Source organism: Krasilnikoviella flava, from assembly GCF_900167525.1.
In the GTDB taxonomy this organism is placed as follows: Bacteria; Actinomycetota; Actinomycetes; order Actinomycetales; family Cellulomonadaceae; genus Isoptericola; species Isoptericola flavus.
Map to the genome: position 1 here is coordinate 306,249 of NZ_FUZQ01000008.1, position 23,546 is coordinate 329,794.

Annotated in this window: 24 protein-coding genes and 1 pseudogene; 12 read left to right on the forward strand and 13 right to left on the reverse strand. The window is 73.1% G+C overall.

From position 1 onward, the window contains the following. Positions 1–46: 46 nt before the first annotated feature. The 3 genes from B5Y66_RS21255 to B5Y66_RS21265 are packed head-to-tail and all read left to right on the forward strand — an operon-like array spanning position 47 to position 1,520. Entirely contained in the window at positions 47–559 is a 513-nt protein-coding gene (locus B5Y66_RS21255; protein ID WP_079576610.1) for a hypothetical protein, read from the forward strand. Next, positions 556–1,050 carry a hypothetical protein gene (locus B5Y66_RS21260; protein ID WP_079576611.1) on the forward strand — a complete coding sequence of 165 codons (495 nt, stop codon included), beginning with the start codon at positions 556–558 and terminating at the stop codon, positions 1,048–1,050. The genes B5Y66_RS21255 and B5Y66_RS21260 overlap by 4 nt, the downstream gene beginning before the upstream one ends. Then, positions 1,047–1,520: an Lrp/AsnC family transcriptional regulator gene (locus B5Y66_RS21265; RefSeq protein ID WP_245807273.1), complete on the forward strand. Its 474-nt coding sequence runs from the start codon at positions 1,047–1,049 to the stop codon at positions 1,518–1,520. Before B5Y66_RS21260 ends, B5Y66_RS21265 begins: the two co-directional genes overlap by 4 nt. A gap of 11 nt (positions 1,521–1,531) precedes the next feature. Here the strand turns inward: B5Y66_RS21265 and B5Y66_RS21270 are convergent, their stop codons facing one another. Further along, positions 1,532–2,995 carry a dicarboxylate/amino acid:cation symporter gene (locus B5Y66_RS21270; RefSeq protein ID WP_079576612.1) on the reverse strand — a complete coding sequence of 488 codons (1,464 nt, stop codon included), beginning with the start codon at positions 2,993–2,995 and terminating at the stop codon, positions 1,532–1,534. A 447-nt stretch (positions 2,996–3,442) separates the two neighbouring features. Between B5Y66_RS21270 and B5Y66_RS21275 the strand changes: the two genes are divergently transcribed. Further along, positions 3,443–4,411, forward strand: a complete 969-nt coding sequence (locus B5Y66_RS21275) for an arginase family protein (protein ID WP_079576613.1) — start codon at positions 3,443–3,445, stop codon at positions 4,409–4,411. Positions 4,412–5,018: 607 nt separating this feature from the next. Continuing rightward, complete coding sequence (locus B5Y66_RS21280; protein ID WP_079576614.1) at positions 5,019–5,204, forward strand: DUF6531 domain-containing protein; 186 nt, start codon at positions 5,019–5,021, stop codon at positions 5,202–5,204. Between the two features lie 199 nt (positions 5,205–5,403). Here B5Y66_RS21280 and B5Y66_RS22395 read toward each other — a convergent pair whose 3' ends face one another. Beyond that, the gene (locus B5Y66_RS22395) at positions 5,404–6,000 is read right to left on the reverse strand and encodes a hypothetical protein (protein WP_139821028.1); all 597 of its coding nucleotides are present in this window, start codon (positions 5,998–6,000) and stop codon (positions 5,404–5,406) included. Positions 6,001–6,235: 235 nt separating this feature from the next. Continuing rightward, positions 6,236–6,928, reverse strand: a complete 693-nt coding sequence (locus B5Y66_RS21285; RefSeq protein WP_079576615.1) for a hypothetical protein — start codon at positions 6,926–6,928, stop codon at positions 6,236–6,238. A gap of 578 nt (positions 6,929–7,506) precedes the next feature. Here B5Y66_RS21285 and B5Y66_RS23300 point away from each other — a divergent pair. Beyond that, positions 7,507–7,602, forward strand: a pseudogene (locus B5Y66_RS23300) (DDE-type integrase/transposase/recombinase); the annotation flags it as partial. Here B5Y66_RS23300 and hutI read toward each other — a convergent pair. From hutI to hutH, 3 genes are read right to left on the reverse strand one after another with little or no spacing between them, the layout of a single operon-like run. Next, a complete protein-coding gene (gene hutI / locus B5Y66_RS21290) occupies positions 7,603–8,916 on the reverse strand; it encodes an imidazolonepropionase (RefSeq protein ID WP_245807274.1) in 1,314 nt (437 codons plus the stop codon). It abuts the pseudogene before it with no gap. A 1-nt stretch (position 8,917) separates the two neighbouring features. Next, on the reverse strand, positions 8,918–10,621 hold the full coding sequence (gene hutU / locus B5Y66_RS21295; RefSeq protein WP_079576616.1) for a urocanate hydratase: 1,704 nt from the start codon (positions 10,619–10,621) through the stop codon (positions 8,918–8,920). 22 nt (positions 10,622–10,643) lie between these two features. Beyond that, positions 10,644–12,290 (reverse strand): histidine ammonia-lyase, encoded by a 1,647-nt coding sequence (gene hutH / locus B5Y66_RS21300; RefSeq protein WP_079576617.1) that lies wholly within the window; start codon positions 12,288–12,290, stop codon positions 10,644–10,646. A 126-nt stretch (positions 12,291–12,416) separates the two neighbouring features. Here hutH and B5Y66_RS21305 point away from each other — a divergent pair, with 126 nt between their 5' ends. Continuing rightward, positions 12,417–13,175 carry an IclR family transcriptional regulator gene (locus B5Y66_RS21305; protein ID WP_079576618.1) on the forward strand — a complete coding sequence of 253 codons (759 nt, stop codon included), beginning with the start codon at positions 12,417–12,419 and terminating at the stop codon, positions 13,173–13,175. Between the two features lie 21 nt (positions 13,176–13,196). Here the strand turns inward: B5Y66_RS21305 and B5Y66_RS21310 are convergent, their stop codons facing one another. Further along, a complete protein-coding gene (locus B5Y66_RS21310) occupies positions 13,197–14,474 on the reverse strand; it encodes an amidohydrolase (RefSeq protein WP_079576619.1) in 1,278 nt (425 codons plus the stop codon). 116 nt (positions 14,475–14,590) lie between these two features. Here B5Y66_RS21310 and B5Y66_RS21315 point away from each other — a divergent pair, with 116 nt between their 5' ends. After that, positions 14,591–15,067 (forward strand): hypothetical protein, encoded by a 477-nt coding sequence (locus B5Y66_RS21315; protein WP_079576620.1) that lies wholly within the window; start codon positions 14,591–14,593, stop codon positions 15,065–15,067. Between the two features lie 26 nt (positions 15,068–15,093). On the opposite strand, the gene B5Y66_RS21320 is transcribed toward B5Y66_RS21315, so the two are convergent. After that, positions 15,094–15,975, reverse strand: a complete 882-nt coding sequence (locus B5Y66_RS21320; protein WP_079576621.1) for an aldo/keto reductase — start codon at positions 15,973–15,975, stop codon at positions 15,094–15,096. A gap of 44 nt (positions 15,976–16,019) precedes the next feature. On the opposite strand from B5Y66_RS21320, the gene B5Y66_RS21325 reads away from it, so the two are divergent. Further along, the gene (locus B5Y66_RS21325; RefSeq protein WP_245807275.1) at positions 16,020–16,448 is read left to right on the forward strand and encodes a MerR family transcriptional regulator; all 429 of its coding nucleotides are present in this window, start codon (positions 16,020–16,022) and stop codon (positions 16,446–16,448) included. 16 nt (positions 16,449–16,464) lie between these two features. Here the strand turns inward: B5Y66_RS21325 and B5Y66_RS21330 are convergent, their stop codons facing one another. Further along, positions 16,465–17,313 carry a siderophore-interacting protein gene (locus tag B5Y66_RS21330; RefSeq protein ID WP_079576622.1) on the reverse strand — a complete coding sequence of 283 codons (849 nt, stop codon included), beginning with the start codon at positions 17,311–17,313 and terminating at the stop codon, positions 16,465–16,467. Between the two features lie 104 nt (positions 17,314–17,417). After that, positions 17,418–18,554 carry an epoxide hydrolase family protein gene (locus B5Y66_RS21335; protein ID WP_079576623.1) on the reverse strand — a complete coding sequence of 379 codons (1,137 nt, stop codon included), beginning with the start codon at positions 18,552–18,554 and terminating at the stop codon, positions 17,418–17,420. A 134-nt stretch (positions 18,555–18,688) separates the two neighbouring features. Here B5Y66_RS21335 and B5Y66_RS21340 point away from each other — a divergent pair, with 134 nt between their 5' ends. Both B5Y66_RS21340 and B5Y66_RS21345 read left to right on the forward strand, forming a co-directional pair. Beyond that, positions 18,689–19,642, forward strand: coding sequence for a helix-turn-helix transcriptional regulator (locus B5Y66_RS21340; protein WP_079576624.1), 954 nt, complete (start codon positions 18,689–18,691; stop codon positions 19,640–19,642). Between the two features lie 85 nt (positions 19,643–19,727). After that, a complete protein-coding gene (locus B5Y66_RS21345; protein WP_079576625.1) occupies positions 19,728–20,147 on the forward strand; it encodes a hypothetical protein in 420 nt (139 codons plus the stop codon). A gap of 16 nt (positions 20,148–20,163) precedes the next feature. On the opposite strand, the gene B5Y66_RS21350 is transcribed toward B5Y66_RS21345, so the two are convergent. Genes B5Y66_RS21350 through B5Y66_RS21360 form a run of 3 tightly spaced genes read right to left on the reverse strand, consistent with a single transcriptional unit; the run spans position 20,164 to position 22,568 of the window. Continuing rightward, positions 20,164–21,105, reverse strand: a complete 942-nt coding sequence (locus B5Y66_RS21350; RefSeq protein WP_079576626.1) for a D-2-hydroxyacid dehydrogenase family protein — start codon at positions 21,103–21,105, stop codon at positions 20,164–20,166. A 31-nt stretch (positions 21,106–21,136) separates the two neighbouring features. Beyond that, entirely contained in the window at positions 21,137–21,646 is a 510-nt protein-coding gene (locus tag B5Y66_RS21355) for a hypothetical protein (protein ID WP_079576627.1), read from the reverse strand. A 40-nt stretch (positions 21,647–21,686) separates the two neighbouring features. Next, on the reverse strand, positions 21,687–22,568 hold the full coding sequence (locus B5Y66_RS21360) for a LysR family transcriptional regulator (RefSeq protein WP_217700867.1): 882 nt from the start codon (positions 22,566–22,568) through the stop codon (positions 21,687–21,689). A gap of 112 nt (positions 22,569–22,680) precedes the next feature. On the opposite strand from B5Y66_RS21360, the gene B5Y66_RS21365 reads away from it, so the two are divergent. Continuing rightward, on the forward strand, positions 22,681–23,541 hold the full coding sequence (locus B5Y66_RS21365; RefSeq protein ID WP_079576629.1) for an aldo/keto reductase: 861 nt from the start codon (positions 22,681–22,683) through the stop codon (positions 23,539–23,541). The last annotated feature ends 5 nt before the right edge of the window (positions 23,542–23,546 follow it).

Sequence of the window (23,546 nt, forward strand, 5' to 3'; positions counted from 1 at the left end):
GTGAGGGCCGGTCCCCGCCGCCCGGCGCGGCAGTAGACCGGAGGGCATGACCCTCACGACGCTGCTCCCCACGCTCCGCCGGAGCCTGCCCGACCCGCTGGCCCGGCACCTGTGGCCCACGTGCACCGCGGCCACGACCACCGACGTGCTCGTCGGCGGGGTGTCCCTGCACCAGCTCGCACGGCTGTGCGGCACCCCGTGCGTCCACAGCGCCGCCGCCTGGACGGTGCGCACCCGTCGCACGGTGACGCCCGGGCTCGCGGCGGTCGTCGTGACGACGGTGACGGCGGTGGCGCGGTGCGCGGACGGCGGGTTGCGGGTCACCCTGGACGCCCGGCCCGCGGCCGCGGTGCGGCCGGTCTGGTCGGAGCTGCGGCTCCTCGGGCGGGCGTCGACGGCGGCCGTCGTCCCCGTCTGGTGCGGCGACGACGCCGACGAGCCGGTCGTGCTGCCCGGTGATCTCCGCGCCGGCGACCTGCTCGCCGTCCCGTGCGCCGCCCCCACCGCGCGGCGCGACGTCCTCGGCCCTGGGGCCTGCACCCTGCGAGGCACGCGATGAGCCTGCTGCACACCGCGCTGTCCGCACGTCGGGCCGCGCGCCGTGCCGAGCTCGAGGCCTGGCCGGAGGGCGCGGAGCTCACCCCGGACGACGTCCTCGTCGACCGCACGAGCCTGGCGCGCCTCGCCGAGCACTACGCGACCCCGCGCGTCTACGTCCCGGTCGGGGCGGACGTGACCCGCGTCGACCGCTTCTGGGGCGACGCGCCCGTGCGGTGCGTCGTCCTCGCGCGCGTGGAGGACTCCGTCCCGCGCCTCGCGGAGGAGGCGCGGCAGGCCTGGCTCGACGCCGACCTCGACCGGTGCACGGCCCTCGTCGAGCGGGCGCGGCTCGTGGGTCGCGCGTCGCAGGAGCCGCCGCGCCGGTTCACCGTGCACCCCGCGCCCGGCCGTGGCGGGCCCGCCGCCTGGTTGCCGCGCGACCTGCGCCGGGGCGACGTCCTCGCGATCCCGTGCACGGGGCTCGTCCAGCCGTCGGACGTGCAGCGGTGACGCGCGCGGCCGTGGGCGTGGACCCCGCCGACCGGCGGATCCTGGCCGAGATCCAGGCGGACGGGCGCCTGACGGTGTACGAGCTGTCCACGCGCACCGAGCTCACGGTCTCGACGTGCCACCGACGACTGCGTGCGCTGGAGCGGTCCGGGGCGATCCGCGGCTACCGTGCCCGGCTCGATCCCCGCGCCCTGGGCCTGGAGGTCGAGGCGGTCGTCTTCGTGACGATGGCCGCCACCGACCCCGGCGCCGTCGGGAGGTTCGAGGCCGCGGTGGACCGGGTCGGCGAGGTCCGGGCCGCCCAGCGGCTGCTGGGCGACCCGGACTACCTGCTGCGGGTGGTCGCGGCCGACCTCGAAGCCTTCCACCGGCTCCACGACGGGTGCCTGCGAGCGCTGCCCGGGGTGGCCCGCCTGAGCTCCGCGCTCGTGCTGGCCACCCCGGTCGACGACCGCGGCCTGGTGGTCTGACGCCGGCGCCGTCAGGCGTGGGCGGGCACCGGCTCCCGCTCGGCCGGCGCGACCTCGTCGGGCGTCGCGCCGCCCTGCGCGGCCCGGTCCTCCGCCGCCTCGTCCTCGTCGAACAGGTGCTCCGACGAGGCGGCGCGGTACTGCTCGAGGTCGAGGATGCCCTCGCGCTTGGCGACGATCGTCGGGACCAGGGTCTGGCCGGCGACGTTCACCGCCGTGCGGCCCATGTCGAGGATCGGGTCGACGGCGAGCAGCAGGCCCACACCCGCCAGCGGCAGGCCGAGGGTGGACAGCGTGAGGGTCAGCATGACCATCGCGCCGGTGAGGCCGGCGGTCGCCGCGGAGCCCACGACGGACACGAACGCGATGAGCAGGTAGTCCGTCAGCGACAGGTCGATGCCGAAGATCTGCGCCACGAAGATCGCGGAGATCGCCGGGTAGATCGAGGCGCAACCGTCCATCTTCGTCGTCGATCCCAGCGGCACGGCGAACGACGCGTACTCGCTCGGCACGCCGAGGTTGCGCTCGGTGACGCGCTGCGTCACGGGCATCGTGCCGACCGACGAGCGGGAGACGAACGCGAGCTGGATCGCCGGCCATGCGCCCTTGAACCAGGCGACGACGCCGAGGCCGTTGGCCTTCAGCAGCACCGGGTAGACGACGAACAGGACGAGCGCGAGACCCACGTAGATCGCCACGGAGAACGAGGCGAGCGAGCGCAGCGACTCCCAGCCGTAGGTGGCGACGGCGTTGCCGATGAGGCCCATCGTGCCCAGCGGGGCCAGGCGGATGATCCACCACAGCACCTTCTGCACGATGGCGAGCGCCGACTTGTTGAACGCGAGGAACGGGTCGGCCTTGGCGCCCGACTTCAGCGCGGCGATGCCGATCACCAGCGCGACGACGAGGATCTGCAGCACGTTGAAGCTGATGCCGGTCTCGGCGCTCAGCGCGCCGTCGGCCCCGGCCTCGACCGACGTCGAGGCGCCCAGGCCGAGGACGTTCGTCGGGATGAGGCCGTTGAGGAAGTCCAGCCAGGTGCCGGTGCTGGACGGCTCCGCAGCCTCCGCCGTGGTGAGCGTCGTGTTGTGGCCGGGCTGGAACACCAGGCCCAGGCCGATGCCGATCGCCACCGAGATCGCGGCGGTGATGGCGAACCAGAGCAGCGTCTGGCCGGCCAGCCGGGCGGCGTTGGTGACGGAGCGCAGGTTCGCGATCGACGCGACGATCGCCGTGAAGATCAGCGGCGGCACGATCGCCTTGAGCAGCGTGACGAACGACGACCCGATGGTGTCGAGGGTCGTCGTCAGGCCGTTGGGCGTCTCGCCGTCGGCCTGCGGGCCGAGCGAGAGCGCGAGCCAGCCGAGCAGCACGCCCAGGGCCAGGCCCAGCAGGATCTGGACGGAGAACGACGGGAAGCGCAGACCCTTGCGGGCGCGCGGCTGCGCGCCGGGGATCTTGGTTGCGGAGGACACGGAGGAACCTTTCGCCTCAGGCGCTCGAGGGCGCCGGGTGTGGACGACGGCGACGCGCCGTCCGGGTGATCAGGGGGTGTACGGGGTGCGGTGACGCGGCGCGGAGCGGGCGCCGGCGCGTGGGCGCCGGGCCGCCCGTGGCGGCGTCCTGGTGCTGCGTCGTCGGCGTCGACGACGGTCAGCGAGGGGTCAGCGACACAGCGCGCTGGCGACGCGACGGAAGTCGACGTCGAGGCGCGCGGTGAGGAGGTGCCTCACGGGGGCGGCGCTGACAGCCACGGGTGCTCCATACAGGTTCGGGATCGGGGGACCAGGTGATCGAATGATCGACGTGATCGATCATGGGTATCGAACCCACGAATCCAGCACCCTAGCAGCGGGTCACCACGATGCCCAGGTGGTGCCCAGGGTGTGTGAGGCACCTCATCGTGGTCGTACGGTCGGCGGGTGACCTCCGCTCCCCTGCCCCACGACCCGCTCTGGCCCCGCGCCGGAGACTGGCCCACGCCCGCCGACGCCCCTGTCGACGTACCCGTCGACCTGGCCCTGATCGGCGTCCCCACCTGGCGCACGTCGCTGTCGACGACGGGCGCGCACGCGACCCCCGCGGCCGTGCGCGAGACGCTGCGCCGCTACAGCCCCGCGCTGGTCCGCGGAGCCGACGGCACGCCGGTCGACCTGGGCGAGCTGACCGTCGTCGACCACGGCGACGTCGCCGATCCGGACGGCCCCGACGGCGAGGCCCGCGCCCGCGCCGCCGTCGCCACCGCGCTGGCTGGCGACGGGCACGGCGCCGGCGGGCACGGCGCCCGCGCCGTCGTCGCGCTCGGCGGCGACAACGCGCTCACCGTGCCGGTCGCCCTCGGCGCGTGGGGCGACGACCTCCCGACGGCCGGGCTGGTCACGTTCGACGCGCATTACGACCTGCGCGACGGCGTCTCCAACGGCTCCCCCGTGCGGCGGCTGATCGAGGCGGGCCTGGACCCGGCGCGGATCGTGCAGGTCGGCATCGCGGACTTCGCCAACTCGGCCGCCTACGCGCGTCGCGCGCGCGACCTCGGCATCACGGTCGTGACGCTCGACGAGGTCCGACGACGAGGCCCGGGCGCCCTGGGCGACGTCGTCCGTGAGGCGCTGGAGGTCGCCGGCGTCGCGGGCGGGCCGGTGCACCTGGACGTCGACGTCGACGTCTGCGACCGCTCCGTCGCCCCCGGCTGCCCAGCCAGCGTGCCCGGCGGCCTCGCCGCCTGGGAGCTGCGCGCGCTGGTGCGCGAGGTGGCGCGCGACGAGCGCGTCCGTTCCGTCGACATCGCGGAGGTGGACGCCACCGCCGACGCCCCCGACGGCCGCACCGTCCGCCTCGCCGCCCTCTGCGTCCTGGAGGTGCTCTCCGCACTCGCCCTCCGGCCGAGGTAACGAACCGCTATCGGCTTCCAGGCGGCCGCGAGATCGCCACCCAACCCTCCCACCGGAAGCAAGGGAGTCGTTCGTCGCAGAGCCGCGCCTCGCCTCGCCTCGCCTCGCCTCGCCTCGCCTCGCACTAGGCGAACCGACACCGCGTCTCAGAACTGACCGATTTCGAGGCACGCCAGAATCGGGTTCTGAGAGTTTCGAAACCACCCCAGGACGAGTCACGCTCCCTCAGCGGCGAGGCACGGGCGGTTGAGCGTGGAGTGCGCGCCGCCGAGATGCTGTCCATACAGCGGCGAGCACGAGGGCTAGTACCGGGCACGGCAACAGCCCGTTGGCGCCCGTGGACTCTACGAGCAGCCCGGCGAGAGCGTTGCCGGTCGCGGCCGCGACCAGCCCCGCGGCCACGAGAAGCGAATAGCTACGCGCGACCGCCGCCTCACCGCCGACGACGTCGAGCAGCGCAGACTTCAAGACGGAGCTCGGAGCGACGGCTACCCCAGCACCGAACATGGCGGGCACGAGAAGCCAGGGCTGCGGGGAAGCGAGGCACACCAGGACGGCGGCAACCGCGGCACCGCATTGGACCACGGATTGTTGCGCCCCGGGTCCGATGGACCTGGGCAACGGCAACCTCGTGGTGCGCGGTGCGGACCTGGCGCTGAACGGTCCCGGGATCGAATTGGCGTTCGACCGCTTCTACAACGGGCTGTCGTCTCGCGAGGACGCCTTCGGGACCGCCTGGTCGATGAGCGTCGGGCAGGACGTGGGGCTGGAGATCGATCCCTTGCGAGCTTGATCCGAGTGCCGGTTTGCGCGAAGAACCCCCCGCCCCGGAGGGCATTCCCCAGAAGCGCGACCGCTTCTTGGCGGTATCGTGACCGCCAGGCGTCGCAACACAATCATGCAATGCGGCCAGAAACGCGCATGTGCCGCGATTGCGATCAGTGACACTCGCATGACACCTCGGAGCCCCGGTGAAAGCGCCCGTGCGTCCGCTAAAGCGCTGGCGTGGCGTTATGTGCCCACCAATCAGCAATTACTTCAAACGCTTCCGATGGGAGAACACCAGTGGGCGTATCGCGGATAGTCTCTGGTTTGTTGTTGTCGTCGCGGCCGATCCTGGTTTCGACAAGGTAGACATTTCCGGCATTGTGATACGCCAGAAGGTATATCTCCCCATCCTTCTCCAGGATTGAATAGTCAGCCCCGCCAACCCTCTCCGTCGACGCACCGCAGGCCGTGATCGCGTCGAAGATCGTGGAGTGTTTCGCTTCCTCTTCGTCGCCAAATGACCAAGCGTTCATTCTATAACGGAACGTACCCCCGTCCTTCGTCCTCCCGGTCACGTCCTCATACACGCTTCGTTTCGCGCCCTCTGCGAACATCGCGTCCGAAACCTGCTCGGCCGGCCGCCACAGCACGATTCCTCGGCCTTCCTCAACCGGTAAGTCAACCAGAGTGCACTCGTCAGCAACCGGCTCGGGAAGGGAGCTCAAGCAAGACGCTTGATCGTCTAGCTCGACGGCAAGTTCTTCCTGTACGTAGGCAACATCGACGTTGTCGACCGGAAGTCGGTCGTTGAGCTCCCACACCGGCAGTTCCGGATAGTCCAGAGTTTGAGTGCATGCGGAGCTTCCTGAGGAACCATTAGATGGACTGCTCTCATCCGGAAACGTCGGGTTCACACTCGCCTCGCAGGCGCTCATAGTGAGCGATAAAATGACGAGTGAAATGCTCGTTACCCACCGATGCATCCTGTGCACCTTGCTCCATTCTCGTCGAGAGGGTGCGTGCGACCCGAAGTAGGTCGCACGCACCGTCAGATCGTCAGCCGCACTTCCGCTTTGCGTCGACCTCGACGCGGTTGGAGACCGAGTTGGCACAGTTCGTCAGGCCTGTAATCCTAGCCTTATTGAACGTCTTGCCCGTGGTATAACCGATGCGGCTGCTCGACTGGCCGTTGCTGGCGCACTTATAGTAGCCCGTCGTGCCACTGCCGGTGTAGACCCCGCTCCAGATCACCCACTTGCCCTTGGTCTTGAAAGTGACCTTGCGGGAGGTGGACGACTTTGTAGCCACCTGACCTTCCAGCCCAGCCTCCGCGGATGTCCCGAGAGTGACGTCGGCGATCTTCGCCAGTCCCACCGACGCGGACCCGGAACCCGACAGGGTCGTCGATGCCGTGAAGGTCGACGTGGTGTCGGAGGAGAAAGTGAACGTCTCGGATGTTGAGTCGTTCTTCACATGCAGGCCCCACGCAGTCACCTTGCCGCTCTTGGTGCTCGACGTGACCTTGTACCAAGTGCTGCTCGGGTCACATACCGTCTCCGCAAACGGTTCGAGGAGCGTGGTGGTCTCTTCCCCGGGCACGTCAAATGCCCCGTTCGTGCCGTCGTCGGCGGGGGCTTCGATGGGAGTGTCCGAGTTGACTGGTGGAAGCACCTCGGCACTGGCCGAGGAGGCCGCGAGGAGTGAACCGCTCACAATGGCAGCAATCGCTGCCATGCTTCGAATCTTCATGTACGCAGAGTCCGTCCTTGGATGCGAACGACTGCCTTCCACGAGGCGGCCGCAGCGGGATACAAGCACCGTGCTGTCATGTTGTCAACTTTGCGCACGTCTTGGATTTCAACCGTTGTCGCTTCTGCGCACAAAAAGGCAGGCTTGGTCCGAATGCATCGACTTCCCCGCCACTTAGTCCCCGCGCGGTGCGCGAATCACGGACCGGGAAGCCGGCCGGCACCAAGCTCTGCCGGCCGATACTTGGCTGGTCTGCCGCTCGCCTCCTGCTTTCACTCAATGAGGGCGGCAGCGTAGCCGGATAGCGCTGCCCCGGTGAGCGACACGCCCCGCAAGGAGCGGGTGATTTGCGACGTCCTTCGGTCGCCGTCCCGGTGGCCAGAGTGGGTCGCTGCAGCGCTCGCCTACAGAGTTCATCTAGGGCTGTTTCAGAACGGCCCCGTGTGATGTGTAGCGCCGCTGAGGTCGTAGAACTCCCACACAAGGCCCGCAGCCTGATGACCCGTGCTCGAGGTCGGGTAGCCGCGTCAGAAATGACGGCGGTCTCAACCCACCAACGCACCACCCGGGACTGCTGCACGGGTCCGAACCAGGTGTGGGTCACCGACCTGACCTACGTGCCGACCTGGGCCGGCGTGGCCTACGTGTGCTTCATCATCGACGCCTACTCGCGACTACCTCGCGGGGTGCACGACCTCCCGGCCGCCGTGCCACACGGCGTGCACGAGGGGGACGCCGGGGCGGTAGGCGAGGTGGGTGCGGGACGGCGCGTCGAGCACGACGACGTCGGCGCGGGCGCCGGGGGCGAGGTGGCCGACGTCGTCGCGGCGCAGCGCGCGTGCCCCGCCAGCCGTCGCGGCCCAGACGGCCTCGGCGACGGTCATCCCCATCTCGCGGACGGCGAGCGCCACCATGAGCGGCATGGAGCTCGTGTAGCTGGATCCCGGGTTGCAGTCGCTGGCGAGGGCGACGACGGCGCCCGCGTCGAGCAGGCGGCGGGCGTCGGGGTAGGGCTGCCGCGTGGAGAACTCGACGCCGGGCAGCAGCGTGGCGACCGTCCCCTGCGCGTCCCCGTCCGAACCCGCCCAGGAGCCCGCGAGCGCCGCGACGTCGTCGTCGGACAGGTGGGTGCAGTGGTCGACGGCGGCGGCGCCGAGGTCGACCGCGAGGCGCACGCCCTCCCCCGGGCCGAGTTGGTTCGCGTGCACCCGCACGCCCAGCCCGGCGGCGGCGCCCGCCGCCAGCACCCGGCGCGACTGCTCGGGCGTGAACGCGTCGGTCTCGCAGAACACGTCCACCCAGCGGGCGTGCGGGGCGCAGGCGGCGAGCATGTCGCCGACGACGAGGTCGACGTAGTCGTCGGCACCCCCGGCCCTGCCCGCGAACTCCGGCGGCACCACGTGCGCGCCGAGGAACGTCACCTCGTCGGTGACCTCCGCCGCGAGTCGCACGGACCGCTCTTCATCGGCCACCGACAGCCCGTAGCCGCTCTTGGTCTCGAGCGTCGTGGTGCCCTGCGCCAGCGCCTGGTCCACGTGCCGGCGCAGGTTCGCGCGGAGCTCGTCGTCGGACGTCGCGCGCGTGGCCGCGACGGTGGTGCGGATGCCGCCCGCCGCGTACGGGCGGCCGGCCATGCGTGCCTCGAACTCCGCCGACCGGTCGCCGGCGAACACGAGATGGGAGTGCGAGTCGACGAAGCCGGGCACGACCGCGCGCCCCTCCACCCCGACGACGCGGTCCGGCGCGCGACCCAGCGTCTCCTCGACGCCGGCGGCCGCGGCACGCTCGGGGCCCGCCCACACCACCCGGCCGCCGTCGAGCAGCAGCGCGGCGTCTCGGATCAGCCCGGTCGGGTCGGACTCACCTGAGCCTGTCGAAGGGTCCACCGGGTCGACGCCGAGCGCCTCGGGCGCGTTGGTCGTGAGCTCGCCGATCCCGAGGATCAGGGTCGCCGGGTGCGACCCGCCGGGGTGCTCCACCTCGCGCACGTCACGCCTCTCGCTCGGGTCCGGGAACGTCGGGACGGTCCGCCTCCAGCATGGGCACGCGCAGCCCGCCCCGCGCGGCGGCGGCCGCGGCGTCGTCGTACCCGGCGTCGACGTGCCGCAGGACGCCGAGACCCGGGTCGTTGGACAGCACGCGCGCCAGCTTCTGCGCCGCCAGGTCGGTGCCGTCCGCGACGGACACCTGCCCGGCGTGGATCGACCGCCCCATCCCGACGCCGCCGCCGTGGTGCAGCGACACCCAGGTGGCGCCCGACGACGCGGCGGTGAGCGCGTTGAGCAGCGGCCAGTCCGCGATGGCGTCGGAGCCGTCGGCCATGCCCTCCGTCTCCCGGTACGGGGAGGCGACGGAGCCGGCGTCGAGGTGGTCGCGGCCGATGACGACGGGCGCGCTCACCTCCCCGGAGGCGACGAGGTCGTTGAACGCCAGCCCGGCGCGGTCCCGCTCGCCGTGCCCGAGCCAGCAGATGCGGGCGGGCAGCCCCTGGAACGCGACGCGCTCCTGGGCGGCGCGGATCCAGCGGTGCAGGTGGTCGTCGTCGGGGAACAGGTCGAGCACCGCCTTGTCGGTGGCGGCGATGTCGCGCGGGTCGCCGGACAGCGCGGCCCAGCGGAACGGCCCCTTGCCGCGGGCGAACAGCGGCCGGATGTACGCGGGGACGAAGCCCGGGAAGTCGAAGGCGCGGTCGAAGCCGCCGCGGCGCGCCTCGTCGCGGATCGAGTTGCCGTAGTCGAACACCTCGGCGCCCGCGTCGAGGAAGCCGACCATGCCCTCCACGTGCCGGGCCATCGACTCGCGCGCCCGGTCGGTGAACTCCTCCGGCTTGGCGGCGGCGTAGTCGTGCCACTCCTCGACGGAGACTCCGACGGGCAGGTACGACAGCGGATCGTGCGCCGACGTCTGGTCGGTGACGACGTCGACGGCGACGCCGCGGCGCAGCAGCTCGGGCACCACCGACGCGCTGTTGCCGACGACGCCGACGGACAGCGCGCGCTTCTCGGTGCGCGCTGACTCGACCCGCCGGACGGCGTCGTCGAGGGAGTCCGCGACCTCGTCGAGGTAGCGCTCGCGCACGCGCCGCTCCAGGCGCGACCGGTCGACGTCGACCACCAGGCACACGCCGCCGTTGAGCGTGACCGCGAGCGGCTGCGCGCCTCCCATGCCGCCGCACCCGCCGGTCAGGGTGAGGGTCCCGGCCAGCGTCCCCCCGAACCGCTTGGCCGCCACCGCGGCGAGCGTCTCGTACGTGCCCTGGAGGATCCCCTGCGCGCCGATGTAGATCCACGAGCCGGCCGTCATCTGCCCGTACATCGTGAGGCCCTGCGCCTCGAGGCGACGGAACTCGGGCCACGTCGCCCAGTCCCCCACGAGGTTGCTGTTGGCGATCAGCACCCGCGGCGCCCACTCGTGCGTGCGTAGCACGCCCACCGGCTTGCCCGACTGCACCAGCAGCGTCTCGTCGTCGGCGAGCGTCGTGAGGGTGCGGACGATGGCGTGATAGCTCGGCCAGTCGCGCGCGGCGCGGCCGGTGCCGCCGTAGACGACGAGGTCGTCGGGGCGCTCCGCCACCTCCGGGTCGAGGTTGTTCATCAGCATCCGCAGCGGCGCCTCGGTCTGCCAGCTGCGGGCGGTGAGCGTCGTGCCGCGCGGGGCGCGGACGGGGACGGGGGTGCCGAGATCGTGGGACATCTGCGTCTCCTTCAGCGAGGGGTCAGTGGAGCGGGCCGACGGCAGCGCTCGCGGCGGCGACGACCTCGCCGTCGGCGACGAGCCGCGTCACGGCGTCGATCTCGGGGGCGAGGAACCGGTCCGGCCCGGGGCCGGCGACGGCGGTGCGCAGCAGCGCGTGCACGGCGCCGGTGCCGGCCGCGGCCGCCACCGCCGGCGAGTTGTCAGAGCCAGGTCGTGCCATACCCCCACCTGCCTCTGACAGGTCGGCGAGGCGGAGGTCGAGGGCTCGGGCGGCGGTCATGAGCTCGACGGCGAGCACGCGGCCGAGCCCGTCGAGCGACCGGCGCAGCTTGCGCGCCGCGGCCCAGCCCATGGAGACGTGGTCCTCCTGCATCGCGGACGACGGGATGGAGTCGACGCTCGCCGGGGCGGCCAGCCGCTTGAGCTCCGAGACGATCCCGGCGGCGGTGTACTGGGCGATCATCAGGCCGGAGTCGACGCCCGGGTCGTCGGCGAGGAACGCGGGCAGCCCCTCGTTGCGCGCGACGTCGAGGAACCGGTCGGTGCGACGCTCGCTCATCGACGCGACGTCGGCCACCGCGACGGCGAGGAAGTCCAGCACGTACGCGACGGGCGCGCCGTGGAAGTTGCCGTTCGACTCCACCCGGCCGTCGACGGTGACGACGGGGTTGTCGATCGCCGACGCGAGCTCGCGCCCGGCGACCGTCGCCGCGTGCTCGGCGGTGTCCCGTGCGGCGCCGTGCACCTGCGGCGCGCAGCGCAGCGAGTACGCGTCCTGGACGCGGGTGCACTCGGGCCGCCCGTCGGCGTCGAACGTCCGGTGGCTCGCCACGACCGGCGACCCCGCGAGCAGCGTCCGCAGGTTCGCGGCCGACGCCGCCTGCCCCGGGTGCGGCCGCATGCCGACCAGGTCCGCCGCGAACGGGGCGTCCGAGCCGAGCAGGGCCTCGACGCTGGAGGCCGCCGCGACGTCCGCCGTCGTGAGCAGGCGGTGCAGGTCGTCGAGGGCGAGGCACAGCATGCCGAGCATGCCGTCGGTGCCGTTGATGAGGGCGAGCCCCTCCTTCTCCCGCAGCTCCAGCGGCGCGATCCCTGCGGCCGCGAGCGCCTCGGCGGCGTCGACGAGCTCGCCGGCGCCGGGGCCTGCCGGGACCCGCACCGGGCCCTCGCCGAGCGCGGCGAGCGCCACGTGCGCCAGCGGCGCGAGGTCGCCGGAGCAGCCGAGCGACCCGTACTCGTGCACGACCGGCGTGATCTGCGCGTTGAGCATCGCCGCGTACGTCTCGGCGACCACGGGCCGCGCGCCCGTGCGGCCGGTGGCGAGCGTGGCGAGCCGCAGCAGCTGCAGGGCGCGCACCACCTCCCGCTCGACCTCGGGGCCGCTGCCCGCGGCGTGCGAGCGCACCAGACCGAGCTGCAGCCGCGCCCGCTTCTCGGTGGGGATGTGGCGGCGGGCCAGCGCGCCGAAGCCGGTGGAGACGCCGTAGTGCGGGCGGGCGTCGTCGGCGAGGTCCTCGACGACGGCGCGGCTCGCGGCCATCCCCGCCAGCGCGCGGTCGGTGAGGTGCACCTGCGCGCCGTGGCGGGCGACCGCGACGACGGCGTCGACGGTCAGGGGATCGCCGCTGATCTCGACGACGGCGCGAGAGGTGGTGGTGACGGTCATCCCGTCAGCACACACCTTTCGGCGCGGCCTGGACACGGGGTGCGGCGAGGTTCAGTCTGGGATCCCAGACACCGGGGCCGCCGAGGTAGTTCCGTTCTCGCCGAGGTAGTTCGAGGAGGGCGCACGATGGCGGACGTCCCCGCGGCGCGCAGCACGCTCCGGGTGCTGACGTTCCTGGCCGCGCAGGCGGGCCCCGTCCCCGCGGCGGCGGTCGCGCAGCACCTGGGCCTGCCGCGGTCCACCGTCTACCACCTGCTGTCCGTGCTGGTCGACGAGGGGTTCGTGACCCGCCTGCCGGAGGAGCACCGGTACGGGCTCGGGACGGCGGCGCTGTCGCTCGGCTCGGCGTACGCGCGGCAGGCGCCGCTCGCGCGGCTCGCCCGGCCGGTCGTCGCTCGCCTCGTGGAGACGACGGGCGAGAGCGCGCACCTCGCCGTCCTGCACGGCCGCGAGGTGCTGTACCTGGTGGAGCAGCGCGCGCCGCACCGGCCCAGCCTCGTGACCGACGTCGACGTCCGCCTGCCCAGCCACCTCACGGCCAGCGGCCGCGCGGTGCTCGCCCTGCTGCCGGCCGCGCAGGTGCGGGCCCTGTTCCCCTCGGCGGCGGCGCTCGCGGACCGCACCGGCATCGGGCCCCGCACGCTGCGCGACCTGCGCCAGGTGCTGCGCGACACCCGTCACCGCGGCCACGCGACCGAGGACGGCGAGGTCACGACCGGCCTCGCGTCCGTCGCGCACGCCGCGCTGGACCACACGGGCCATCCCGTGGCCGGCGTCGCCCTGACGTTCTGGTCCGACGACGTCGACGACGCGCGCCGCGACGAGCTCGCCGTCGCGGCGGGCCGGGCGGCGGCCGAGATCAGCCGTCGGCTGGGCGCCCGCTGACCGCCGCGACGACGGCGCCGGTCAGTCCAGCCACTCCTGGGCGGCGGCGACGAGGGTCGCGACGCCGAGGTCGAGGGTCGGCTCGGGGACGGGCGCGAAGAACGGCGAGTGGTTGGGGGCGACGCCGTCCGGAAGCCCACCCATCCCCGTCGCGGCGGCGGGGTCGAAGCCCTCGAACAGCGCGGCGTCGAAACCGCCGAGGAACCAGTAGACGAGCGGTGCGCCGGCCGCCGTCGCGAGGTCGCCCACGTCCTCGGAGCCGGGCAGGGGCGGCAGGCTCACGACCTGCGGCCGTCCGCCCGCGGCCTCGACGCGCGGCCGCTCCGTCTCCAGCACCCGCTCGAGAGCCGCGCGGGTGCGGGCGGACGCCTCGCCGTCGTTGGTGGTGAGGTTGAACGTGGCGACCGACGCGTATTCCGGCGGCTGCGGCGCGCCGGACGCCGCGGCCTCGGCGTCGACGATGCGGTGGATGGCGGCGAGCACGCGCTCGCGGACGCCGGCGTCGAAGGTGCGCACGTTGACCAGCAGCTCGGCCCGGTCGGGGATGACGTTCGACTGCGTCCCGGCCTGGACGGAGCCCACGGTGACGACGGCCGACTCGGTCGCGCCGACCTCCCGCGACACGATGCCCTGCAGCCGCAGCACCGTGGCCGCGGCCATGACGACCGGGTCGACGGTCGCCTCCGGGCTCGACCCGTGCCCGCCGGTCCCGTGCAGCGTGATGCGCAGCGAGTCCGCCGCGGCCATCGCCGTCCCGGGCGTCAGGCTGACCACGCCGACCGGCAGCGGCATCACGTGCTGCCCCAGCACGACGTCGGGCACCACGCCGATGCGGTCGTACAGGCCGTCGGCGACCATCCGGCGCGCCCCCTCGCCGACCTCCTCGGCGGGCTGGAAGAGGACGGCGAGCGTCCCCGACCAGGTGTCGCGACGCCCAGCGAGCGCGGCCGCCGCGCCGAGCAGGCAGGTGACGTGCACGTCGTGACCGCACGCGTGCATGGTGCCGGACTCGCGCCCCTCCGGCGTGGTGGCGGTGTCGGTGGACGCGTACGGCAGCCCGGTGCGCTCGGCGACGGGCAGCCCGTCCATGTCGGCGCGCAGGAGGACGCGCGGCCCCGCACCGTTCGCGAGCACCCCGACCACGCCGGTCCCGCCGATGCCCTCGTGCACCTCGTAGCCCCAGCCGCGCAGCCGCTCGGCGACGATCCCGGCCGTGCGGTGCTCGGCGAACCCGAGCTCCGGGTGGGCGTGCAGGTCGGTGTAGATGACGGTCAGCTCGTTCGTCGTCAGCGCGCTCATGGCGTCATCCTGCCGCCGCGCGAAGCGCGCGTCCTGGGCAGCGGGAGGCGGTCTGTGTGCAAGATCTCCACGCGCCTATAAGGGAATGTTCAGGTCGGCAGTGCAGAATCGTGGCCATGACGTCAGCGACGACGAGCACTTCGAAGGGCAAGACGACGACCCGTCTCGCCGCGGCGAGCCTTCTCGCCCTCGCCATGATGCTCGGCGCGTGTTCCGCCCCCGCCGACGTCGAACAGTTCATCGCCGACGCGCAGAGCCAGGCCGAGGCCATCGACGACGACCTGCAGCGCATCGAGCAGCAGGTGACCGGCATCCCCGCCGACCTGCGCGCCGACGTCACGAACGCGATGGCCTCCGCACAGGCAGCGACCGACGAGGCGCGCGACGCGCTCGCCCGGGCCGAGCAGTCCGAGGACGGCGCGGTCGTCGCGCTCGAGGACGCCCAGGTGGCTCTCGAGGCGGCGTCCGCCGAGGTCAAGCACGTCACCGACGAGGCGCGGCAGAACGGCGCCGACAAGGTCGCCGACCTGCTGTCCACGCTGCAGGAGCAGATCGACGCCCTGCGCGGGGAGACGGAGAGCGCCGCCGCCTGACCCGGGTCGCCGCCGCAGAGCGGTCCCTACCCTGCGAGCTGCGCCATCTCGCCGTCGGTCAGGACGAGGTCCGCGGCCGCCATGTTCTGCGCAAGGTGCCGCAGCGACGTGGTCCCCGGGATCGGGATGACGTTCGGCGACCGCTGCAGCAGCCAGGCGAGCGCGACCTGCTGCGGCGTCACGCCCCGTGCGTGCGCCACGGCCCCGAGCTCCGGACGGGCCGCCGGGTCGAACGAGACCGGGAAGAAGGGCACGAAGGCGATCCCGAGCTCCTGCGTCCGGTCGACGACCGCGTCGTGCCCACGGGTCGCGTAGCTGTAGTGGTTCTGCACCGCGGCGATCGGCGCCACCGCACGCGCCGCGTCGAGCTGCGCGACCGAGACGTCGGAGAGCCCGAGGTGCCGGACCTTGCCCTCTGCGACCGCCTCCGCGAGGGCGCCGACCTGGTCGGCGATCGGGAAGTTCTCGTCGACCCGGTGCAGGTAGAGCAGGTCGATCGTCTCCCGGCGGAGCCGGCGAAGGCTGAGCTCGACCTGCTGGCGCAGGTAGTCGGGATGGCCGAGGGGCACCCAGGCGTCGGGGCGCGGGCGCAGCACCCCGACCTTCGTCGCAACCACCACGGGCCGGTCGACGGTGGAGAGCGCCTCGGCCACGAGCTCCTCCCCTGCGCCGAGCGCGTACGCGTCCGCCGTGTCGACGAGGTCCACACCGGAACCGACCGCGGTACGGATCACCTCGAGCAGCTCGGCGCGGTCCGTGGGAGGCTCCCAGACCGGGGCGGTCACGCCCCGCCGGACGGTCGGGCCGTCGGCATGGCGCATGGTCCCCAGGCCGAGGCGACGCACGGCAAGGTCGCCGCCCAGGGGATACGTGGTGCGGTCGGTGAGAACGGTGCTCTGCGTGGTCATGGTTCGATCGTCGGGGCTCACACGCATGGGAGGGTCAAGCAGACGTGACCGAGCACACACTGCGGATCGGGGACGTCGCGCGCGCGACGGGCGCCAGCGCACGCCTGCTGCGCTACTACGAGGAGCAGGGGCTGCTGTCCCCGACCCGTTCCGCCACGTCGCAGCGGCTCTACGCGCCCAGCGACGTGGAACGCGTGACGAGGATCCGCCGCCTCCTCGACGCGGGGCTGTCGACCGCCGTCATCGCACAGGTCCTCGGCTGCGCCTGTGGCGGGCCCGGCGACGTCGAGCCATGCCTCGACCCCCTGCTGCAGCAGGAGCTGGAACGGCTCGACGCCCGGTTGGCCCAGCTGACGGAGCACCGGGTCCGCCTCGCGCGCATGGCCGAGCACACGACGCCCGCGAGGCCGTCGCAGGAGGTGCCGGTCGGACGTGACCCCGCGCTCCTGTTGTCGAGGCGCGCCCACCCCTGAGGCGACGGGAGTCCTGTCAGTCCGGGTCGCCCGGGTCCAGCGGCAGGTGGTGGTCGAGGTTGACCACGCCACGCCGCCAGTACCCGGAGACCGCCACCTGCTCGGCGGGCAGGCCGAGCTCGCGGCGCAGGTAGCGGCGCACCGGCACGAGGTCGCCGGCCTCCCCGAGCCCGACGAACAGCTCGTCGTGCTCGAGCCCGCCGAGGGAGCGCACGGCCTCCGCGAGCTGGCCGGGGCCGTCGGTGCGGTAGAGGATCTCGACCGTCGCGCCGTCCAGCTCGTCCTCGACGTGGGCCTCGTCGACGTCGTCGCCGATCTCGACGATCGCCGTCACCGGCAGGTCGCGGCCGACGGCCTCGACCCAGCGTGCCAGGGCGGGCAGGCCGGTCTCGTCGCCGACGAGCGTGAGCCGGCCGATCCCCGCGGGGATGCCGACGCTGCCGCGCGGCCCCGCCAGCACGATCTCGTCGCCCTCCACCGCCCGCGCCGCCCACGCGGACGCCGGGCCCTCGTCGCCGTGCAGCACCCAGTCGACGTCGACCTCGGCGGCGCCATCCACCACGCGCGTGGCGCGGACCGTGTAATCGCGCGAGATGGACACGACGCCGGTCGGGCGCTGCAGCCCGCCGTCCGCGGCGAGGGTCGGGGCGTGCAGCTCGCCGGTGCCCGGGTCGGGCAGGAAGACCTTGACGTGGTCCTCCGGCCCGGGCGCCCGCAGCGCGGCGAGCGACGTGGGGGCGGCGGGGTCCGCGCCGTCGACGTCGCGGAACGTCGTGCGGCGCAGCGTGTCGCCCAGCTCGTGCACGGCGTGCACACGCGCGCGTCGGGGGACCAGGTCGAGGCGGGTGCGGGGTCGGTCGAACACCCGTCGATTCCACCACGCCGATCAGTTCGGCAAGGAGCGGATCTGTTCGGCATCATTCCCTGCCGAACAGATCCGCTCCCTGCCGAACTGACGAGCCGAACCCCTCAGCCGAAGAAGACCCGCAGGTCGGCGACGACGTCGTCCGGCACCTCCAGCGCGGCGTAGTGGCCGCCGCGCGGGAACTCCGACCAGTGCTCGATGCGCGCGTTGTCCCGCTCGGCGAAGGCGCGGATCGTCTGGAAGTCGTCCTTGAAGACGGCCACGCCGATCCGTCCGGTGCAGACGACCGGCTCGGCGCCGGAACGCTGCTCCGCGTAGTGGTAGCGGGCGGCCGTGGCGTAGGAGTTGGTCAGCCAGTAGAGCGTGGCCTGCGCCAGCACCTGCTCGGGCGAGACCAGCGCCGTACCGTTGCCGAAGCTCTCGAACAGCTCGTGGTACGCCAACGTCGCGACGGGCGAGTCCGCGAGGCCCGCGGCCATCGTCTGGGGACGCGACGCGTTCATGACGTTGTACGCCCCGACGGACTGGAACCACTGCAGGTGGCCGAGCGCCGCGTACTCCTTCTCGCTGAACCCGTCCATCTCCCCCTCGGCACCGGACGGGAACGAGAAGAGCTGCAGCACGTGGGCCCCGAGGAAGCCCTCGGGGTCGAGGATCGCGAGCTCGCGCGAGACCATCGCCCCGCCGTCGCTGCCGTGGATGCCGTAGGTCTCGTAGCCGAGCCCCCGCATGAGGGCGTCGTAGGCCCGCGCGACGCGCGCCATGGTCCAGTCCCCGCCCACGACCGGCGTCGAGAAGCCGAACCCGGGCATGGACGGGACGACGACGTCGAAGGCGTCCTCCGCCCGGCCGCCGTGGGCCACGGGGTCGACCAGCGGGTCGATCATGTCGAGGAAGTCGAGGATCGACCCGGGATAGGTGTGCGCGAGCAGCAGCGGCGTCGCGTCGGCGTGCGGCGAGCGCACGTGCAGGAAGTGGATCGGCTGCCCCTCGATCTCGGCGAGGTAGCCGGGGTAGGCGTTCAGCCGGCCCTCGACCGTGCGCCAGCCGAAGCCCTTCCAGCGCTCGACCATGTCGCGCAGGTACGACTCGGGGGTGCCGTACTCCCACGAGTCGCCGGGGGCGGCAGGCGCGAAGCGGGTGCGCTCGAGGCGCTGCTGCAGGTCGTCCAGGTCGGCCTGCGGCACGTGCACGGAGAAGGGGCGGAGCTCGAGGACGGCGGAGGTCTTCGTCGAGGTCATGGCGTGCTCCCGAGGTCGTGAGCCGGGCGTTCTCCCCAGCTCCTGAACCCCACCCTAGGGGCGGTTCCGGAACGGTTCTTTCCGTTATTCTCGACGGGTTCGGACCAGTTCTCGACGACCTCCGGGAGGCCCCGATGGGCTCCACGTCCGCGCGACTCCTCGCCCTGCTCGGGCTGCTCCAGTCGCGCCCGGACTGGCCCGGCGCCGAGCTCGCCGCGCGCCTCGGGGTCACCGACCGCACCGTCCGCAACGACGTCGCGCGGCTGCGCGAGCTCGGCTACCCGGTCGACGCCGTGCGCGGTCCGGGCGGCCGCTACCGGCTCGGCGCCGGCGCCCGGCTGCCCCCGCTGCTGCTCGACGACGCCGAGGCCGTCGCCGTCGCCGTCGGCCTGCGTGCCGCGACCGGCACCGCGGGCTTCGAGGAGGCGGGGCAGTCGGCGCTCACCAAGCTCGAGCAGGTGCTGCCCGACCGCCTGCGGCGCCAGGTCTCGGCCCTGCGGACGGCCTCGACGTCCGGGCCTGCCAACACCGGGCCGTACACCGAGGAACCCGAGGTCGACCCGGAGGAGCTCACGGCGCTGGCCGCCGCGATCCGCGACCACCAGGGCCTGCGCTGCTTCTATCGGGGCCAGCCCCTCGAGCTCGAACCGCACCACCTGGTGGCGTGGCAGCAGCGTTGGTTCCTCGTCGCCCGCGACCCGGCCTCCGGCACCTGGGCGCCCTACCGCGTCGACTGGCTGCGGCTGCGCACGCCCGGCGGGCGGCGCTTCACCCCGGTCGACTTCCCCGGCGACCTCACGACGTTCGTCGTGCAGGAGGTCGCGCGGACGGGGTGGGCGTTCCACGCCCGCGTCGTGGTCGAGGCGACGGCGCAGGAGGTGCTGGGCCGCATCAACCCCGCGGTCGGCACGGTGCAGCCGCTCCCCGACGGGCGCTGCGTGCTCGTCACCGGCGGTGACAGCGCCCAGGTCGTCGCGGTCTGGATCGGCCTGCTCGGCCTCGACTTCCACGTCACCGAGCCGCCCGAGCTCGTCGAGCAGTTCCGCGTGCTGGCGGCGCGCTACGCCCGCGCAGCCCCTGCGGGCTGAGCAGGTGGAGACCCCCGCTGGTTGAGCTCGTCGACACCCGTGACAGGGTTTCGACAAGCTCAACCAGCGGTGGTGCACTATCCCCGTGAGCGACCAGTACCCGGCCGGCGAGCCGTACCAGCAGCCCAGCCCGCAGCAGACCCCGCAGGGCTACCCGCAGCCCGGCTACCCGCCGCAGGGCTACTCCCAGGCCCCGTATCCGGTGCCCGGTTACACCTACCCCGCCTACGCGCCGGAGCCGCCCGGCAAGACGATGGGCATCGTCGGCTTCGTCCTCGCGTTCGTCATCGCCCCTGCCGGGATCGTCGTCTCCGCGATGGCCCTCTCGGAGTCGAAGAAGGTGGGCTATCCGAACGTGCTCGGCAAGTGGGGGCTGTGGCTGTCGATCGCTTTCACGGCGATCTCGGTGCTGTACGTCCTGTTCGTCGTGCTCGCGGTGTTCGGCGGCTTGTTCGCGGCGTTCTCGACGTCCTCGTCGTTCGACGGGTACGGGATGTCGGTCTGACGCACGCCGGCGCCCGCTACGTCAGCACACGCAGCGGCGCCCCCGCCGCCCACGCGGCGACGTCCTCGACGGCCTGGCCGTAGAAGGTCCGGTACGTCGCCTCGGTGACGTAGCCGAGGTGCGGGGTGAGCACGGTGCGCGGCGCGGAGCGCAGCGGGTGGTCGGCGGGCAGCGGCTCGACGTCGTACACGTCGAGCCCGGCCCCGCCGATACGGCCGTCGTGCAGCGCGGCGAGCAGGGCCTCCGTGTCGACGAGGGGGCCGCGCGACGTGTTGACGAGCAGCGCCGTGGGCTTCATCCGCGCCAGGTCCTCGGCGGCGACGAGGCCGCGGCTGCGGTCGCTCAGCTTGTAGTGCACGGTCACGACGTCGGACGTCGCGAAGAGCTCGTCCTTCGCGACGGCGCGCACGCCGGCCTCGGCGGCCGGCGCCGGGTCCAGGCGCTGGCTCCACGCGACGACGTCCATCCCGAACGCGAGCCCGATCCGTGCCACCTTCGCGCCGAGGCGGCCGAGCCCGACGACGCCCAGCCGACGGCCTTCCAGGTCGCCGCCGACCGTGTGCTGCCAGCCGCCGTCGCGCATCGCCCGGTCCTCGGCGGGCACGTGCCGGAGCAGCGCGAGAATCAGCGCCCAGGTCAGCTCGGGGGTCGCGTTCGCCGGCGAGTCCGTGCCGCACACCACGACGCCGTGCGCCCGGGCGGCGTCCAGGTCGATCGACGCGTTCTGCCGCCCGGTCGTCACCAGCAGCCGCAGGTCGGGCAGCCGCGCCAGCCGCGCGTCGGTGAACGGTGTCCGCTCCCGCATCGCGACCACGACGTCGTACCCGGCCAGCGCCGCGACCACGGCGTCGTCGTCGTGCAGGGGGTGGTCGAGGAAGTCGACCTCGGCCCCCAGCCCTGCCCAGTCGGCGAAGCGGTGGGCGACCCGCTGGTAGTCGTCCAGGACGGCGACGCGCACGGTGATCCTCCTCGGAACGGCGGACGCCAGGTTACTGGGCGAGATCGGCGACGCGGCGGACGGCGTCACCGAGTGTCCGCTCGTAGGCACCGCGCTCGAACGTCAGGGGGGACCCGAAGTCGTCGATCTCGTCGTCCGGTGACCGCGCGCCCGCCCCGACCCAGCGGAGACCGCGCCACGTCACCGTGTCGGCATCCACCTCCACGCGCGCTACCACCGCGCCGCAGTCGAGGTCTCCGCACGCCGGGCAGATCAGGAGGGGGACCTCGCTCGACTCGAGGCCGGGCTCGGCCGAGTGCTCGGCGCCCGTCAGCGCGCGAGCGGCCCGGGACACCTCCTCCGGGTCCCACTCCACGCACAAGCTGGTCACGGTCTCGATCGCATCCGGAACGAGCTCGCGCAGGCTGCGGCCATCGACCTGAATGTCGAGGAAATGACGAGCCTCGCTGTTGCTCCCCTTCGTGTCCCCCGTCCCGGGTATGAACGCCGGGACCAGTGCGAAATCGGCCCGGGCACTCGTCGACGGTGCGATCGGCCCCATGGGCGCAGCGTAGATCCAACAGGCCCGCCGTTGCACCGGGTCAGGCCGGCTGCGCCACGGCCAGGTTGGCCTCCCCCACGAGCTCGAGCAGGCGGGCCGCGGTGGGCTCGGCCGTCGGCGACGCGATCGCGGCGACCACCCACTCCGGCGCGCCCTGCGCGGGGAGCTCCAGCACGGCCAGCCCGGCGGCCTGCGGCTTGGCCGCGACGTGCTGTGGCACGACCGCGATGCCGAGGCCGCGCTGCACGAAGTCGAGCAGCGTGTGGACGTCGTCCACGCTCATCCGCACCCGGCGCTCGAGGTGCCGGGCGGCGAACGCGTCGTCGGCGAGCCGCCGGATGGCCCACTGCTCGCGGAAGTCGACGAAGTCCCGGTCGACGAGGTCCTCCCAGGCGACCGCTGGCGCCGTGGCGAGCGGGTCGGTCGCGTGCGTGAGCAGGACGACCGGGCGGCGGCCGAGCTCGAGGCGGCGCAGCGCGCCGAGGTGCTCGGTGGCGGCGACGAACGCGACGTCGAGACCGCCCGCACGCACCTGGGCGGTGAGCTCGCGCGAGCCCGCCTGGGTGAACTGGACGTCCACGAGCGGGTAGCGCAGCCGGAACCGCTCGAGCAGCGGCGCGACGTCGACCACGCCGAGGCACTGCTCGGCCCCGAGCCGCAGGCGCCCGGAGAGCTGGTGGCTCGCGCGCACGACGGCGTCGCGGCCCGCTGCCGCCTGGGCGAGCATCCGCCGCGCGAACGGCAGCAGTGCCCGCCCGGCGTCGGTGAGCCCGACCTGCCGCGTAGTGCGCAGGAACAGGTCGGCGCCGAGCTCGCGCTCGAGGTTACGGATCGCGGCGGACAGGCCGGACTGCGTGACGCCGCAGAGGGATGCCGCCCGCGTGAAGTGGCCCTCCTCCGCCACCGCGACGAGGTATTCCATCTGCCGCAGCTCCATTGATCGCTCCCGTTGCTGAAACCTATGACGTCCAGTTGTTGGACTCATCAACCCAGGTCTTCCTATCGTCGGAGGCACCGACGACACAAGGAGAGCCGTGAAAGCTCGCACGATCGGAACCCGGACCGTCAGCGCGATCGGGCTCGGCGGCATGCCGATGTCCATCGAGGGCCGCCCGGACGAGGCCCGCTCGATCGCCACCGTCCACGCGGCGCTCGACGCGGGGGTCACCCTCGTCGACACCGCCGACGCCTACCACCTGCACGCCGGCGAGGTCGGCCACAACGAGGAGCTCATCGCGCGTGCGCTGCGCTCCTGGGGCGGCGACGCGTCCGCCGTCCTGGTCGCGACCAAGGGCGGCCACCTGCGCCCCGGCGACGGGTCGTGGACCCAGGACGGGCGCCCCGAGCACCTCAAGCAGGCCGCCCGGGAGTCCGCCCGGCGCCTCGGCGTCGAGGCGATCGGGCTGTACCAGTTCCACCGCCCGGACCCCGCCGTCCCCTACGCCGAGTCGGTCGGCGCGTTGGCCGAGCTGCTCGACGAGGGCGTCATCGTCCAGGCCGGCATCTCGAACGCGAGCACCGCCCAGATCGACGAGGCGAACGAGGTGCTCGACGGTCGGCTCGCGTCCGTGCAGAACCAGTTCTCGCCCGCGTACCGCTCCAGCCTCGTCGAGCTCGAGCACTGCGCGTCCCTCGGTGTCGCGTTCCTGCCCTGGTCGCCGCTCGGCGGCATCCGCCGGGCCGGCGAGGTCGGCACCGCGCACGCCGCGTTCGGCCGCGTCGCCGAGCGCCACGGCGTCAGCCCGCAGCAGGTCACGCTCGCGTGGGAGCTCGCGCTCGCGCCCGTCGTCGTCCCCATCCCGGGGGCGTCGCGACCGGCGAGCATCGAGGACTCGGCGCGGGCCGTCGACCTCGTCCTGTCCGCCGACGAGCTCGCCGAGCTGTCCGGCTCCTGAGCCCG

Coding starts and splice junctions, on each gene's coding strand:
- B5Y66_RS21280 (WP_079576614.1), top strand. CDS start 5,019: ATGGACCTGGGCAACGGCAACCTCGTGGTGCGCGGTGCGGACCTGGCG.
- B5Y66_RS21360 (WP_217700867.1), bottom strand. CDS start 22,568: ATGGAATACCTCGTCGCGGTGGCGGAGGAGGGCCACTTCACGCGGGCG.
- hutH (WP_079576617.1), bottom strand. CDS start 12,290: ATGACCGTCACCACCACCTCTCGCGCCGTCGTCGAGATCAGCGGCGAT.
- B5Y66_RS21320 (WP_079576621.1), bottom strand. CDS start 15,975: ATGACCACGCAGAGCACCGTTCTCACCGACCGCACCACGTATCCCCTG.
- hutU (WP_079576616.1), bottom strand. CDS start 10,621: ATGTCCCACGATCTCGGCACCCCCGTCCCCGTCCGCGCCCCGCGCGGC.
- B5Y66_RS21285 (WP_079576615.1), bottom strand. CDS start 6,928: ATGAAGATTCGAAGCATGGCAGCGATTGCTGCCATTGTGAGCGGTTCA.
- B5Y66_RS21310 (WP_079576619.1), bottom strand. CDS start 14,474: ATGAGCGCGCTGACGACGAACGAGCTGACCGTCATCTACACCGACCTG.
- B5Y66_RS21335 (WP_079576623.1), bottom strand. CDS start 18,554: ATGACCTCGACGAAGACCTCCGCCGTCCTCGAGCTCCGCCCCTTCTCC.
- B5Y66_RS21260 (WP_079576611.1), top strand. CDS start 556: ATGAGCCTGCTGCACACCGCGCTGTCCGCACGTCGGGCCGCGCGCCGT.
- B5Y66_RS21255 (WP_079576610.1), top strand. CDS start 47: ATGACCCTCACGACGCTGCTCCCCACGCTCCGCCGGAGCCTGCCCGAC.
- B5Y66_RS21305 (WP_079576618.1), top strand. CDS start 12,417: ATGGCGGACGTCCCCGCGGCGCGCAGCACGCTCCGGGTGCTGACGTTC.
- B5Y66_RS21315 (WP_079576620.1), top strand. CDS start 14,591: ATGACGTCAGCGACGACGAGCACTTCGAAGGGCAAGACGACGACCCGT.
- B5Y66_RS21355 (WP_079576627.1), bottom strand. CDS start 21,646: ATGGGGCCGATCGCACCGTCGACGAGTGCCCGGGCCGATTTCGCACTG.
- B5Y66_RS21340 (WP_079576624.1), top strand. CDS start 18,689: ATGGGCTCCACGTCCGCGCGACTCCTCGCCCTGCTCGGGCTGCTCCAG.